The organism is Motilimonas cestriensis, assembly GCF_021295315.1.
In the GTDB taxonomy this organism is placed as follows: Bacteria; Pseudomonadota; Gammaproteobacteria; order Enterobacterales; family CBDFNC01; genus Motilimonas; species Motilimonas cestriensis.
Map to the genome: position 1 here is coordinate 102,448 of NZ_JAIMJA010000002.1, position 15,885 is coordinate 118,332.

Here is a 15,885-nt window from a genome sequence, read left to right on the forward strand (position 1 = left end):
AGCAAAATTTCGTTTTCAGGGATGAAAACGCAAAGCGTATAGGGACATATTCATCGCGTTTTTGCAGGAGAAATAGACTATTTTGCTTATCCAGAACTCGGGTTAATTAGTCAATAAAAAGGCGCTCATCGAGTGCCTTTTTTATTATTCACAAAGTATCCATTCCAACTGTATGTACAACTATGTTTACAACTGGGTTTGCCACTCTTGCTTAGTTAGCATCGACATCGGCTTATCCTGCTGATGTTGGTAAACCACGTTATAAGCGAGCACACTTTGCACGTAGCCGCGGGTTTCCCTAAACGGAATGATTTCAACCCATACATCCGCCGCTAAACCTGGGCTATTGGCACGCCATCTTTTTACCCGATTCGGGCCAGCATTATAGGCCGCACTGGCTAAAATACGGTTACCATTGTAATCATCCAGTAACCCTTTGATATAAGCACTGCCTAAGCGTACATTCACTTCAGGATCGTAAAGACTTGCCACTCCTTCGTATTTAACGCCAATTTTCTTCGCGGTATATTTCGCCGTTGCGGGCATTAACTGCATTAAGCCGCGCGCGCCAACGGGGGACCTTGCTTGAGCGTAAAAAGCACTTTCCTGACGCGCCAAGGCAAACAAGAAGCTGCTGTCTACTTGGCGCTCTTTAGCAAACTTATTAAAGGTTGGCGCTTCCACTTGTGGGAAACGCTGCTCAACTAAGTCCCAACTTTTTGTTTCAATGCTGGCTAACACAGCAAAATGCAACCAACCTTTTTCAAGGGCATATTGCCCTAAGTGATCAACGATGGGCTTAGGTTGACGACTAATTAAATGGCCCCATTCGGTGCGAGCGATGTTATCAGCGCCATGATAAAGTAACTCACTAATACGTGCTAATACTGGCATTTGCTCAGTTAACAACGCCTTATTTAACGTCACCTTTTCAATATTTAAGCTATACGGCACCCCGAGCTGCTGAGCCGACATAAAACCATAATAACTGCGCTCTTTAGCGACTTCGGCAAAAAACACATTAGCGGCTTTATCACGACCTGCTTTTTTATTTAAGCGCGCTTGCCAATATTTCCAGCGTTCATGGTTTTTATCTGCTGACGGTAGCAATTCAATCCACTTTAACGCGGTTGACCATTGTTGCTGTGCGAGAGCATAACGAATACGCTGCTCAATCACAGTTGCATCTTGCCACCCTGCCAATTGCTTATCGGCCCATTTAAACGCCTTGCTCAAATCACGGTACATCACATACTGAATTAACTTTAACTCTAATGATCTACGCTGCTCTTGAGTAAAGTTAAATTGCTTTCCATAGTGGCGGTATGCCTTTAAAGCGCTTGGCGTTGATTTAGCGATTAAACGCTCTAAACCCGCTGCCACTATTTGCATATATGGCGTCGTCTTTTGCTGATAATCATTAAAGTTTAATAGCAGTTTAGGATTAGCATAAACCTTGGTTAATAACTCGCCGTAAGCCTGATGCTTGCCGGTTAAACTTTTTTGCAAATAAGCCATTAGTTTGGGCTTGTTTGCACTAAACGCGAGTACCATACGCTCAAATATTAAATCTTGGCTGAGCTTACCGGCTTGCTTCCAACTTGCAAATAGTGGGTCACAAGCATCGGGACGAGACTGACCAGACAACCACAGTTTCTCTGCTCCCTGCCAAGCAATGGTTTTTTCGCCAACTTGCATCTGAGCATTATAATAATGACACTGTAAGGTTATGTTGTTTGGTTGTTGTGGCTGTAATTTAAGAAAGCTGTGCCACTTCTCGTGAGCAGCAAGGCGAAACAAATATTGCCGCTCTAAGGTGTTAGCCAAGTAAGAATCTTGATTTTCTTGGCTGAAACGTTGCACCTTTTCTATCGGTAGAAAACTAAGCTGACTTTTTAATGCGTTGTACTCCAAAAAGAGCGCCAGTGGGTAATCAGTACCAAGTTGCTTTCTTAATTGCTCTGCACTGCCCCAATCTTTTTGTTTTTGTGCCTCCAATGCTTGACTGTATAAACTGCGCTGCTCTGACAGCGAGCTAGCTTGGCTGAAACTGGTAAATAGCAATAAAAAACTGACCAATGTAATACGCAATCGTCTCTCCTAAATGTCCTGAAAAGTTAAAATAATGCCGCTGATAACAAGTTGCGAGTATAGTCAGATTTTGGCTGACTAAATAATGAATTTACATCAGACTCTTCAATTAATTTGCCTCCTTGCATCACCATGACACGATGACATAGGGCGCGGATCACAGCAAGATCATGACTAATAAATAAATAACTTAATTGATACTTTTGCTGCAAATGTTTTAACAACTCAATAATCTGTTTTTGAACCGTACGGTCTAACGCAGAAGTTGGCTCATCTAACACAATCAATTTGGGTTTTAAAATAATGGCTCGGGCAATCGCGATACGCTGACGTTGGCCGCCAGAAAACTCATGGGGATAACGCTGCGCAGCCGCTTCATCCAAGCCGACTTCCAGCAGCGCAGCGCGTACGCGTATTGCCACTTCATCGCTGCTCAGTTGTTCATGCACTAGTAAGCCTTCACTCACTATCTGTTGCACCGACATACGCGGGCTTAAACTGCCAAACGGATCTTGAAACACAATTTGAATTTCTTTGCGCAAGGGAGCAAGTTGTGCTGAGTTCTTACCATCGAGTCGTTGCCCTAAATAAGTCACTCGGCCTTGGCTCGCATTTAGCCCTAAAATAGCCTGTGCCAAAGTGCTCTTGCCAGAGCCACTTTCCCCAACAATGCCTAAGGTTTCCCCTTTGTTTAAGGTTAAATTAATCCCGTCGACAGCCTTAAAATAGTCATGAACGCGACCAAACCAACCACTTTTAATTGGGAACCATACCTTCATATCATACGCTTCTAAAATCGGCTCTGGCGCTTCTAGAGCATGCATATTGCCCTTGGGTACAGCAGCCAATAAACACTGAGTGTATTCATGTTGTGGCTGTTTAAATAGATCCCGCGCCGTGCCCTGCTCCACCACCTGCCCCTGACACATTACAACTACCTGATCAGCGTAATGGCGCACAATATTGAGATCATGGGTAATCAATAAAATGGCCATACCGAGCTTGGCTTGTAAGTCTTTTAATAGCTCTAATATTTGCTTTTGTATGGTGACATCGAGCGCGGTGGTGGGCTCATCAGCAATCAGTAAGTCTGGCTCATTAGCCAACGCCATCGCTATCATCACACGTTGGCGCTGGCCGCCTGATAGCTCGTGGGGATAATGACCTAAACGTCGCGGCGCATCTTGAATGCCAACCAGTTCAAGTAGCTCTAGCATTCGCGGCATGGCTTGCTGATACGTTAGGCCTTGATGTAACCAGAGTACCTCGGCTAATTGTTTACCTAAAGTATGCAGTGGATTAAGGGACGTCATTGGCTCTTGAAAAATCATACTGATGCGCGAGCCGCGCAGCTGTTGCATGTCAATGTCAGATTGCTCTAACACATTAATATCGGCAAACTGAATTCGTCCTTGCGGATGATGGGCACCATTTGGCAGTAGTTGTAAAATAGATAAAGCTGTCAAAGATTTACCGCTACCACTCTCGCCCACTATTGCCAAGGTTTTGCCACGAGCTAGCTTAAAACTCACTTCTTGCACCACGGCTTTATCAGCAAAATTGACGCAAAGCTTATCTAAAATTAAAAGCGGCTTATCTGTCATCACTGGCTTTGTCACTGGGGTCTCATTCATAATGCTTTCCTCGGATCAAAGGCATCGCGAGCCGCTTCACCAATAAAAACCAGCAGCACTAAAATAGTCGATAAAGAAACAAACGCCGTTATACCTAACCAAGGCGCTTGCAGATTAGCTTTCCCCTGAGCCACCATTTCTCCTAGTGAGGCCGACCCCGGCGGCAAGCCAAAACCCAGAAAGTCCAATGCGGTTAACGTAGTCAAAGCGCCGGTAAATATATAAGGCATAAAGGTCATGGTCGCGATCATCGCATTGGGTAAAATATGCTTACTCATAATGACCCTATCTTTCACCCCTAACGCTTTCGCCGCCTTAATGTATTCCAAATTCCGGCCGCGCAAAAATTCCGCTCGTACCACACTGACTAAACTAGACCAACTAAATAGCAGCATTAATCCTAATAACCACCAAAAGTTAGGCTGCACCACACTGGCTAAAATAATCAGCATAAACAGCATGGGTAAGCCTTCCCAAATTTCAATAAATCGTTGGCCTAACAAATCAACCCAACCACCGTAATAGCCCTGAACCGCCCCCGCCGTAATACCAATAACCGAGCTTGCAAGGGTTAATACCAGCGCGAATAGCACCGAGATACGAAAACCATAAATCAAGCGCGCCACCACATCACGCCCTTGATCATCGGTGCCCAGCCAATTAACACTATCGGGTTGCGATGGGGCGGGCTCGGTTAACGCGTAATTAATCGAATCATATGAAAATGGGATCAACGGCCACAGCATCCATCCATCTTGATTAATCTGCTGTTGAATATAAGGGTCACTAAAGTCGGTCCAAGTATCAAAATCCCCACCATAAGTCGTCTCAGGATGATCACTTATAATCGGCACAAACAGCTGCTGTTGGTAATACACTAACACCGGCTTATCGTTCGCGATGACTTCAGCAAATAAGCTCAAACCAAATAAAAACACGAAAATCCATAACGAATAGTAACCGCGTTTATTGGCGCGAAACTGCTGCCAACGGCGCTGATTAATAGGGTTACTTTTAACGTCACTCCACCACTTCATCATTAGCTGCGCTCCGCAAAGTTAATTCGAGGGTCAATGACTGTATAGGCAATATCCGTGACCAATTTGAGCACCAGCCCTACTAAGGTAAAAATATAGAGCGAACCAAAAATCACCGGATAATCCCGGTTCACCACCGACTCAAACCCCAATAAACCTAAGCCATCAAGAGAAAAGATCACCTCAATCAACATCGACCCCGTGAGAAAAATACCAATCAGCGCGGCTGGCATACCCGCTATCACCAGCAACATGGCATTGCGAAAAATGTGCCCATACAATACGCGTTTCTCAGTGCAACCTTTAGCCTTAGCCGTCACCACATATTGCTTGCCAATTTCATCTAAAAAAGCATTTTTAGTCAGCATAGTTAACGCGGCAAAACTGCCGATAACGGAGGCAGTAACCGGCAAGGCAAGATGCCAAAAATAGTCAGTTATTTTGCCAACTAAACTAAGCTGGTCAAAGTTGTCAGAAGTTAAACCACGCAAGGGAAACCAGCTAAAGTAGGTGCCACCCGCAAAGACCACAATCAACATAATTGCGAATAAAAAGGCGGGAATAGCGTAGCCCGTGATCACCAGCGTACTGGTCCAAATATCAAACTGGGAGTTGTGACGAGAGGCTTTTTTAATGCCCAGCGGGATAGAAATTAGGTACACCAACAAGGTGGTCCACAAGCCCAACGAAATCGACACCGGCATTTTTTCAAGTAATAAATCAGTCACTTTAATATCGCGATAGAAGCTATCACCAAAATCAAAGCGGGCATAATTCCATAACATCATAAAATACCGCTCAACCAGCGGCTTATCAAAACCATACTGGCGCTCAAGTTGGGCAATAAATTCAGGGTCGATGCCTTGGGCGCCTCGGTAACTGGAATTGGCTTGGGTATTTCGGGTCATTAACTCACTGCCATCGCCCGTGCCCATGCGATTAGTGGCATCGCCGCCAATGCCTTGAACTTTGGCAATGGCTTGCTCAACCGGGCCTCCGGGAGCCACTTGGACGAGAAAAAAGTTAATGGTCATGATGCCAATCAAGGTTGGGATCATTAGTAATAAACGGCGAAAAATATAACTACTCATGTGTGTCTTCCTTGGTATTGCTCGATCGAGCATCCTGCCCTTTTGCCCACCACGTATCTAAGCCAATAGCATAGGCGGGTTTTATTTTTGGCTGGCTAAACTTATCCCAATAAGCAATTCGATGTGACGGGCTATACCATTGTGGCACCACAAAGTGCAGATGCTGCAACACTCGATCTAACACCCGAGTGTGAAGCACAAGCTCTTCACGAGTATTAGAACGAATCAGCTGTTGCACTAATTCATCAACAGCCGGATTACATAAGCCGGCATAGTTGCGAGAGCCCGGCGTACTGGCTGCATCACAGCTCCAATAGATTGGTTGCTCGTTTCCCGGTGAGATAGACTGCCCCTGACGCATAGTGGTGATATCAAAATCGAAACTGTTTAAACGATTGATATATTGCGATATATCCACTAGACGAATTTCAGTGGCAATACCGATACGACTTAAATTACGGCGATAAGGCTGGATCACCCGCTCAAAACTTTTGTCATAAACCAAAAATTCAAAAAACAGCTGGTTACCTTGCGGATCCAACATTTTTCCGTTTTTAAGCTGGTAACCCGCTTGTTCCATCAAAGCCACTGCTTGGCGCATTTGCGGTCGAATATTACCGTCACCTTGGGTCGCTGGCGGTTGGTAGACTTGAGTAAACACATCTTTGGGTAATTGCTCGCGATATGGCTCAAGAATAGCAAGCTCATCTGGGCTGGGTAAACCCGTGGCGGCTAACTCAGAGTGAGCAAAAAAACTGTCACTGCGGGTATAAGCGCCATAGAAAAATTGCCGATTTAACCATTCAAAATCAAACATTAAACCTATGGCTTGACGCACTTCCCGCGATTTAAACTTGTCACGACGTAAATTAAAAAAGAAGCCCTGCATGCCTTGCGGGTTGGCATCATCTAGTAAACGACGAATAATTTTTTTACTATCAAACACTTCGCCGGTATAAGCCGTGGCCCAGTTTTTTGCAGAATACTCTTGATGATAATCAAATACCCCAGCCTTAAAGGCCTGGAAAGCTATCGTGGTATCACGAAAATAATCAAACACTAAGCGATCAAAATTATGCCGTCCTTTATTAACGTTTAAATCAGCGGCCCAGTAATTTTTAACACGCTGGTAAACCACCTTACGCCCAGCATCAAACGAAGCTATTTTATAAGGCCCAGAGCCCAATGGCACCTCTAGGCTTGAGCGAGAAAAATTATGTTGTTGCCAGTAGTGCTTCGGCAATATTTGCAGCTCACCTAAAATAAGCGGCAGCTCGCGATTATCACCGGGTTTAAAGTCAAATCTGATGGTATGGGGATCAATCTCAACAACATTATCGACTCCCGCGTAATAGGATTTATATTGCGGGTTGCCTTGTTCAATTAAGGTATTAAAACTAAAGATCACATCCTCACTGGTAATCGGATGACCATCATGGAAGGTCGCTTTGGGATTTAAATAAAATGTCGTTGAGCTAAAATCCTCAGCTACTTTAACCCCTGCTGCAATCAAGCCATATTTAGAAAACGGCTCATCATCTGATCTCACCATTAAGGTGTCATAAATCAGGGCTAGCCCATTCGCAGGGGTTCCCTTTACGATAAATGGATTAAATGAATCAAAGGTTCCTCGCGCAGCTTGGCGCATCGCCCCCCCTTTGGGAGCCTCGGGATTAACATAATCAAAATGGCTAAAGCCAGCCGAATACTTCAAATCGCCATGCATCGCAATGCCGTGTTGGGGATGTAAATCAGAAGTGGTTGCAAAAGAGGAAAATGAGGCGGCTAAGCCCAACCACAGGCAACACCAAGTCAGTCGAGTTTGCATCACAAGTAACGCACCTTAAGGTATTGAATCAATATGAAAACAGCTGATTAGGCCAACTGTAAATGTTTCATTCAACCATAGCTAAACCAAGATGAAATGCAATCATCTTTACCCTAAGTTGAAGCCAAGTCGGCATTCTTAAAAAAGATAGCAAGGATCTTAACCATAAAGTTAAGATCCCTATTTCGTATGATGGGATAAGGGGGTTAGATGGTTTTTAGTCGCTTCACATAACGGACAATAGCATCGCCCGTTATTGGTTTACTAGCAAAGTAGCCTTGGTAGAAATTACATTCCTGTTTTTGTAAAAACTCTAACTGCTGACGTGTTTCTACGCCTTCAGCTGTGACACTAAATCCCATATGCTTAGCCAGTGCCAGTACCGCTTCAACAATAGCCATATCACTGGCATCACGAGGTATGTCGCGGATAAAAGAGCGATCAATTTTAAGCTCATCAGCGGGTAAGCGCTTCAGATAGGACAAAGAGGAATAACCGGCACCAAAATCATCCACCGAGAAACTAATGCCTTTTTCTTTTAACTGGGCCATTTTGCGGATGGTTTCTTCAGCATGACCCAGTACCACAGACTCGGTAATTTCAAGATTAAGGTAACTTGGCTCCATCCCTGACAAGTGCAGCGCTTCTTCCACCTGCTCAACAAAGTCAACATGATGGAACTGTTTAGCGCTGACATTCACCGCGATTTGTGGCAGTTGGATCCCTTGCTTAACCCAAACCATGTACTGCTTACATGCTTCCACTAATACCCAGTAGCCTATTTCAATGATCAAGTCGCTTTCTTCCGCAATGGGAATGAACTCAACCGGACTGATCATCATCTTACCTTCCGGCTGCCAGCGAACGAGGGCTTCAACGCCAACGATTTCGCCTGTTTTAACCATATGCTGAGGTTGGAAATGCAACAGTAATTCATTTTTTTCAATCGCCGAGCGCAATGCATTATGGATCGTTAAGCGTTTATCCGCCTGCTTTTGCATGTCCATGTCAAAAAACATCAAGGTTTTACGCCCTGCTGACTTGGCTTGATACATGGCAGTATCCGCTTGCTTTAATAAATCATTGGCATTTTGTTTTTTACCTGGGAATAGCGTTATCCCCACACTGGCGCCGATGTGCAGAGTCTGCTCACCGTAATGGTAAGGCGCAGAAACGATCTGAATAAGGCGTTCACCGACGATGTTAGCTTGCTGCTCAGCATGGGGTGGGTTTTCAGACAGATCCGGTAACAACAGCACAAACTCATCACCGCCTAAGCGGGCCAAAATGTCACCATCACGGATCATGTTACGTAATCGGATCGCCACTTGCTCTAAAATCCAATCACCAGCAGCATGACCTAAGGAATCATTAATGGTTTTAAAATGATCTAAGTCGATAAACAGTAAAGCACCTATCATGTTGTGCGCCTTAGCATGTTCAAATGCATCAGACAAACTTTCAAGTAACATGCGTCGATTAGGTAGCCCGGTTAACTCGTCATAATAAGCCAAGTTTTCAATGCGTTTCTCAGCAGCTTTACGCTCTGACATATCTTCAAAACAAATTACATAATGGGTTACATTGCCGTCATCATCACGCACTGAAGTAATGGTTTCCCATTGTGGATACAGCTCGCCATTTTTCCGTAACCGCCAACACTCCCCACTCCACTTGCCTTCTTCATCTAATTTCTGTGATAAGGAAATATCTTGGTCGGTGCGGCGCTCGCCATTTAAAATACTGATGTCTTGCCCTGCCACTTCATCGGCAGGATAACCCGTTATTTCGGTAAAGGCGTGGTTTACACGTAAAATCAACGCATTAGGATCGGCAATAATAATGCCTTCGTTGGTTTCAAACGCCACTGCAGAAAGTTTTAATTGTGCTTCGTCTTGTTTGCGCACCAACTCAGCCGATGCCCTTAGTGAAAAGGTTTTCAACAACACTTTTACATTGGCTTCATCTACAATCACATCATCTGTCATTAAAACCAGATAACCAATGACATGATCTCGACCGTTAAACAACGGCCAAGCAACATAACCTTCTACTTGCCAGTCAACAAATTCACCACAATCGGGATAGTATTTACTCACTTCCCTTTTGAATACTTGTGGGCCCGCGCTTGTCACTCTTTCGCAAGGTGTGCCGGCGGTATAAAAAATCATACTCTGTTGCAGTTCGCCATCTTCAACCATCGCTAAGGTACGCGCGGTGTATTCTGATTCAATCTCGCACAACATCACGCTGCGCATTTTTAATGCCTTGGCTAATTCACTTACCAACGCATTAAAAAAGCCCTGTCCCGTTTCCGCCGAAATCGCACTGGCAATAATATCAATCAAACCTTCACGTTGCAGCCGCGCTTTCTCCTGCTGCCCACGCTGCGCCATTTCCATCACCCGCGCCGCCAATGCCGCTACCGATTTTAAAAATGCTTGCTCATCAATACTCCATTGACGCATCTTCCCAGCGGACTGACATAAAATAACGCCTTTGACTATGCCTTCAGAAATAATACTGGTCTGGATACTCGAGCTAATATGTTGGGGGACTTCTAAGCTTTGGGTATGGGGGGAATAAGCCATATCACTGGCCACAATGGTTTTACTTTCTGCTACCGACTTAAAAAAACTGGGGTGGTCTTGGCGCAGTAATACTTCACCTAATTTGCCAAAGCCATCTCCGGAATATTCAACGCAAGTCAGCGAAGAAAGCGTGTCATTAGCAATCCAGATACTGATGTGTTGTAGCTGAAAAATAGGCTCTAAATGTTCCGCTAAATGGGCAAAGAAATTAGCACTATCGCCTTGATGTAAAGCTGGATCGGTCGCCAAATGCAGCAACAAATCATTTTGCTGTTGGCGATATTCATTAGCACTGCGGTATAAGGTTTGCTCGGTAGTGGTCGCTAATATTTTCGGCTTATTTAAGCCATCAAATATTGGCTGACTGAGCATTGTCACCACCCAAAATTCTTCACCTTCTGGGGTAAGCATTCTATATTCAAGGGGCGCCGGCGCTTCACCTCGCCAAGCTTCGTCTAAAAATACGCGAAATGTTGCTCTGTCTTCAGGGCAAACAAACGCAATGAGTTCACTGCTTTTTAGGGATGATTGCGCGGTAATTTTTGCAAGCTTAGTGGAATTACAACCTTGAAAATAAATCTTATCGTCAGCGAAATCCCAATACCAAAATACGCATTGGCCTTCGTAGGGGTTAGCATCTGAACGAGAATCGACTAACTTGCTACTAGCGGTTTGCTCGGGAGAAGAGTCTAATTGATGGCTTTCTTCACTGGTAATATGACCAGCCTTCTTATTAAATAATCCTTTGAACATATACCAATAGCTTTAACAACTTTTAATACTGTTATCTTAACTTAGCCACACATCAATTGGGCGAGAAAAATGCGGTTAATATGATTAGTATTACAAGAAAGAGAGAAAACTGATTAAACAATCATCATTATATCTGTTTCAAACAACAGCATAGTCATGGCAATGTCGATCAACCTAGTTATTTGTTGCACTGGCACGCCTTGGTTAACGCCACCTTATCCTCACAGATACTGCTACACCCCTTAGCCTAAAACAAGAAAAAAAAGGATATTCTGCAGCAGAAGCAAGACCAGATCATAAAAAAAATGCTTTTTCCGTTGGTGATGACAAAGAGTGACTTAGATCACTTTTTTATTTCTATAAAGTCGTAACCTGAAATGGAGCAACAGTTCATAGTTATCAAAAAGGGGCATTATTTATGACTATAGAAATCACCAGTAAACATATGGCTATCACTACCCCAATGCGTGAAAAAATAAGCGCTCGTTATGACCGATTAGAAAAAATGCAGCTCCCGTTAATCAAACCACATTTCATTATTACTCAAGAGCCAAAAGGTTTTAAAATCGAAGCGGCTATCGGCATTCCAAACGGTGACCTATTTGCCACCGCAACCCATGATGATTTGTACAGCGCTATCAACAAACTGGGCCAAAAGCTAGAAAAACAGCTGCATAAACACGTTGATAAACCGAATGCTCAACGCAGTGGTACGCATAAGCGCATCGTAGAAGAAGAGACCGAGGCCGCGGCGTAAAAACCTATTTGGTAAATTTTAATAAAAACGACATAATAAACCTCCCCTTTGGGAGGTTTTTTTATATTCAGGAAATAGTATGGCCAGCTTAGACTTAGAAGAAATTAGACGCACCATCACCGCACTCGATAGCGATTTATTAACCTTATTAGCGAAACGAAAAGCCATTGCCCTTGATGTAGCTCGCAGCAAACAAGCGAACCCTAGGCCTGTGCGTGACCAAGAGCGTGAGCAAGCGTTACTGGAACGGCTGATTATTCAAGGTAAAGATCTTGGTTTAGACGCACACTATATCACTGAAATATATCACACAATCCTAGAAGACTCGGTACGTTCTCAACAAGTTTACCTGCAGCAATTAGTCAACCCTGAAAATAGCTTACCGCAAATCAAACTGGCCTTTGTGGCAGAAACTGAAAGTTTATTTGCTGGTATCAAATACATTAATCGCCAGGGTAAAACCTTAGTACAATGGCCATGTAAGCACTTTCAGCAAGCCATACAAGAAGTCGAGCAAGGTTGTGCTGATACCGCCATTTTGCCGATAGAAAACACCAGTGCAGGTAGCATTAATGAAGTATATGATCTACTGCAACATACTCGTTTATCAATCGTCGGCGAAATTGTCGTTAATACTGAATATGCATTGTACGCCAACAGTGAATTGCCATTAACGCAAATGAGTACCTTGTACTGTACGCCGCAAGTAGCACAGCAATCTAGCCACTTCATACAGCAACTAGACAATATAAACATCGTCTATACCCTAACCAGTGCCCAAGCCGCAGAGCAAGTAAAGAACGACGCTCACGCCGCAGTTATTTGCAATATTGAAGAAGAATTTTGCGCTGAATTGGTTAATATCAAAAGCCACATTACTAATCAGCAAGAAAACCTCAGCCGTTTTATTTTGGTGGCGCGCAAAGCCATTAACGTGACCAGTCAAATTCCTGCTAAAACCACTTTAGTACTGGCAACGGGACAAACCGCGGGCGCATTACTCAACGTTTTAAGTGTGTTTAAAAAATATAACCTGATCATGACTAAGCTGGAATCCCGCCCGATCCAAGGCAATCCTTGGGAAGAAATGTTCTATATCGATCTAGCGGCTAATTTAGACAGCCCAGCCATGGCGCAAGCATTAGCAGAAATAACACCTCAAACTCAATATCTTAAAGTGCTTGGTTGCTATCCAAGCAATGAAGTAAAAGCGACTCAGGTGCCCGTCGCTCAACTGGCAAAAATTCATCATGAAGCTGAGCTTGCAACACCAGAGCCAAATAGCGAAGCGCACTCAATATCACTAAGTCAGCTTAATCAGGAATTTAACCTTATTGCTTGTGCAACCATCTCTAACGAAGATGACTTCGCCAGCCAAGCGCAACAATTAAAAAATGCTGGTGCGCAAGCTATCTTAATCAACCAAAAAGCAATTGATTCAAGCCTAAGTCAGCAAGGGCTATGGCAAGCTTGCCAGCAAAGGGCAAGAGCTCTTAACTTATTACTCATCATACCGGTGCAACAATTACATGCGCTTAATCACGCCGCCAAATATGCTGATTTACTTTATGTTCCCGGCGACCAAATGCACAACAGTGAACTATTAGAACAACTGGGTCGTCAGCATCGTCCGGTTATTTTAGTGCGCGCCAAAACGGCCAATAACGACAATTGGCTTAGCTGTGCAACCACTATTATGGAGCAAGGCAATCAACAAGTATTATTGTGCGAGCACGGCCAATATCAAGGTGAGCATACCCAGCTGAATTTAATGCAAACTTGTCGCCTTAAAGCCCATACTTCACTACCCATTTTGGTGCACGCCGATGGCGACATAACTGATAATGAGTTTCTTTTATTTAATAAAGACTTATATTCATTAGGTTTAAATGGCTCTATTATTGATACTAAGTCCAATGAGCCACAGCAATTGCAACGTTTAGGCACATTGAGTAAGCAAGTGAACACCTTAAAAAAGCATAACTAAACGGCAGGAGCCAAAATTTATGTGGTTACTTAACCCCTCAAAGTGCGCTTTGTTACCATTGTTAAGTTACAGCAAAGCAGGCTTATTGGCCTGCACCGTTGCTTTTACCGCAACCGTGCAAGCCAACGACGAATTAACGAACAACGAACTTGAAGCGCCAAGCCAAACGCAACAAGAACCCCAGCACGAGGCGGCGGTATCAAAAGCCATTAGCACTAGTTGTACCAATTCACTCAGCTATAAGTTCTTTTATAAAAGCAGTCATGTAGGAAATATTAATCGTCAACAAAAATGGCACAATCAACAAGCCGACATGTCTACCTCGGGTGAGGTGTCTTTTTTAATGTTTAACTTCACCGGTAATCATCAATCTAAGGTGTACTGGAATGACACTCAAAAGCAATATCTAACTCGTGAATTTAAACAAGATGTAAAAGGTTTAACTCACACTAAAGTGAGCGCGCTTTTTAGTGATAATGGCCTAGTCAGTAAAGTGATTGCTAATGATGAAAAGGCCGAATATTCTGATTTCAAATTACCTATTTTGGACTTTGAAGCCATTTCCACACAAATGCGTCAAAACCTGATTAGTAACACTAAAGAATTCGACTTTCTGATGCAAAAGAGTGATGAATTAGGTCATTATTATTTTAGCGTGGTCGGTGAAGAAGATCTCAATGTACTGGGCAAAAATTATCGCACTATCAAAGTTCAGCAAGTGAAGAAGAAAGATCGCAAACTGTATTTATGGTTTGCACCAGAGCTAGACTACCAACTAGTAAAAAGTACTTACAAGCGCAAAATTATTGATATCGAAGCCAACTTGAGCCAGTTTGACTTAGGTTGTGCCAAATTAAGTCTTAACGAAGCTAAACCTCAACAGGGCTTGTAACAAAAAATCAATTCACTTGCATAAAAAAGGAGCCAAACGGCTCCTGTTTTTTAAACACTTATTCTTAACTCGCTGTTCAGCTCACGACAACTAATCGTCTTGATAATGGCGACTATCATGAGCCTGCTGTAGCAGCGCCTTACTTTCTTTCATAAACATCTGCGCATAATCACCAAACCACTCGCTAACGCGGTTAAAAGACGCGACAAAGGCATCTTTATCACCCGCTTCAAGTAATTTAACCCCTTCGCCCAAAGAATGATGATAAGACTGAATCATCTTCAAGTTGTCCGGGTTCGACATGATAATGTCTGCATAGAGGTCAGGATCTTGTGCAAACAAACGCCCTACCATTGCCAACTCCAAGCGATAAATTGGCGATGATAGCTCAAGTAACTGCTTAACATCAGCGTTTACCGACTCCAAGTGCACGCCGTAAGCGAAACTGGTGAAGTGACGTAAGGCTTGGATCAAGGTCATCGCTTCATCATGGGCCTGAGCACTGGTGCGATACAAGCGCGCGCCCCAAATTTGCATTTGGGTAATAAGCCACTGGTATTGCTGCGCATCACGGCCATCACAGTAAGCGATCACTTGCTTAGCAAAGCTTGATATATCTGGGCCAAACATCGGGTGTAAACCAACCACTGGGCCGGAGTGTACATCCAACATCGCTTTTACAGGACCTGATTTGGTACTGGTAATATCCGCTAAAATACAGTCGCTCGGTAAATTGCCTAACCGAGCAATGGTTGATTCGGTAATTTCAATCGGCACCGCCACTAACACTAAACCGGCATTGCCGAGTAAGTCGTCAGCGCGCTGCCAATCATCTTTTTCCAGCACATCCACTTGATAACCAGACAAGCGCAGCATGTTAACAAACAACTTACCAAGCTGACCGCCGCCACCAATCACGACCACATTGCGCAGCTGTGGATGAACCGTTTTAAAACCGGTGTCATTCTCACTGGCATAAGACTCACGCATGGTGCGGCGTAAAATATCCTCAATCAGATCAGGCGGCACGCCTTTTTTTGTCGCTTCGTCACGTCGCTTAGCAAGCATTGCCGCTTCGCGGTCAGGGGCGTAAATGGGTAAGCCATGCTCACTTTTTACTTCGCCCACCTGCGCCACCAAAGCCAGTCGTTGCGCCAGTAAATCAACTAACTGCTGGTCGACTGAATCGATTTGGTTGCGTAAATTATCTAATGGATGCGCCAT

10 protein-coding genes are annotated in these 15,885 nt (G+C 43.9%); 3 read left to right on the forward strand and 7 right to left on the reverse strand.

The window, feature by feature from the left end:
* Window positions 1-186: 186 nt before the first annotated feature.
* From K6Y31_RS02220 to K6Y31_RS22260, 6 genes are all read right to left on the reverse strand, one after another.
* Window positions 187-2,091: a transglycosylase SLT domain-containing protein gene (locus K6Y31_RS02220; RefSeq protein WP_233051227.1), complete on the reverse strand. Its 1,905-nt coding sequence runs from the start codon at window positions 2,089-2,091 to the stop codon at window positions 187-189.
* Window positions 2,092-2,117: 26 nt separating this feature from the next.
* The gene (locus tag K6Y31_RS22255) at window positions 2,118-3,725 is read right to left on the reverse strand and encodes an ABC transporter ATP-binding protein (RefSeq protein WP_282560138.1); all 1,608 of its coding nucleotides are present in this window, start codon (window positions 3,723-3,725) and stop codon (window positions 2,118-2,120) included.
* Complete coding sequence (locus K6Y31_RS02235) at window positions 3,722-4,765, reverse strand: ABC transporter permease (protein WP_233051228.1); 1,044 nt, start codon at window positions 4,763-4,765, stop codon at window positions 3,722-3,724. Before K6Y31_RS02235 ends, K6Y31_RS22255 begins: the two co-directional genes overlap by 4 nt.
* The gene (locus tag K6Y31_RS02240) at window positions 4,765-5,853 is read right to left on the reverse strand and encodes a microcin C ABC transporter permease YejB (protein ID WP_233051229.1); all 1,089 of its coding nucleotides are present in this window, start codon (window positions 5,851-5,853) and stop codon (window positions 4,765-4,767) included. Before K6Y31_RS02240 ends, K6Y31_RS02235 begins: the two co-directional genes overlap by 1 nt.
* Window positions 5,846-7,681, reverse strand: a complete 1,836-nt coding sequence (locus K6Y31_RS02245) for an extracellular solute-binding protein (protein WP_233051435.1) — start codon at window positions 7,679-7,681, stop codon at window positions 5,846-5,848. Before K6Y31_RS02245 ends, K6Y31_RS02240 begins: the two co-directional genes overlap by 8 nt.
* A 206-nt stretch (window positions 7,682-7,887) precedes the next feature.
* A complete protein-coding gene (locus K6Y31_RS22260) occupies window positions 7,888-11,025 on the reverse strand; it encodes an EAL domain-containing protein (RefSeq protein ID WP_282560139.1) in 3,138 nt (1,045 codons plus the stop codon).
* A 418-nt stretch (window positions 11,026-11,443) separates the two neighbouring features.
* On the opposite strand from K6Y31_RS22260, the gene hpf reads away from it, so the two are divergent.
* The 3 genes from hpf to K6Y31_RS02275 all read left to right on the forward strand — a co-directional run bounded on the left by hpf (window position 11,444) and on the right by K6Y31_RS02275 (window position 14,661).
* The gene (gene hpf, locus K6Y31_RS02265) at window positions 11,444-11,782 is read left to right on the forward strand and encodes a ribosome hibernation-promoting factor, HPF/YfiA family (RefSeq protein ID WP_233051230.1); all 339 of its coding nucleotides are present in this window, start codon (window positions 11,444-11,446) and stop codon (window positions 11,780-11,782) included.
* A 79-nt stretch (window positions 11,783-11,861) separates the two neighbouring features.
* Window positions 11,862-13,769, forward strand: a complete 1,908-nt coding sequence (locus tag K6Y31_RS02270) for a chorismate mutase (protein ID WP_233051231.1) — start codon at window positions 11,862-11,864, stop codon at window positions 13,767-13,769.
* 19 nt (window positions 13,770-13,788) lie between these two features.
* On the forward strand, window positions 13,789-14,661 hold the full coding sequence (locus K6Y31_RS02275; RefSeq protein ID WP_233051232.1) for a DUF3108 domain-containing protein: 873 nt from the start codon (window positions 13,789-13,791) through the stop codon (window positions 14,659-14,661).
* A gap of 90 nt (window positions 14,662-14,751) precedes the next feature.
* Here the strand turns inward: K6Y31_RS02275 and tyrA are convergent, their stop codons facing one another.
* On the reverse strand, window positions 14,752-15,885 hold the full coding sequence (gene tyrA / locus K6Y31_RS02280; protein WP_233051233.1) for a bifunctional chorismate mutase/prephenate dehydrogenase: 1,134 nt from the start codon (window positions 15,883-15,885) through the stop codon (window positions 14,752-14,754).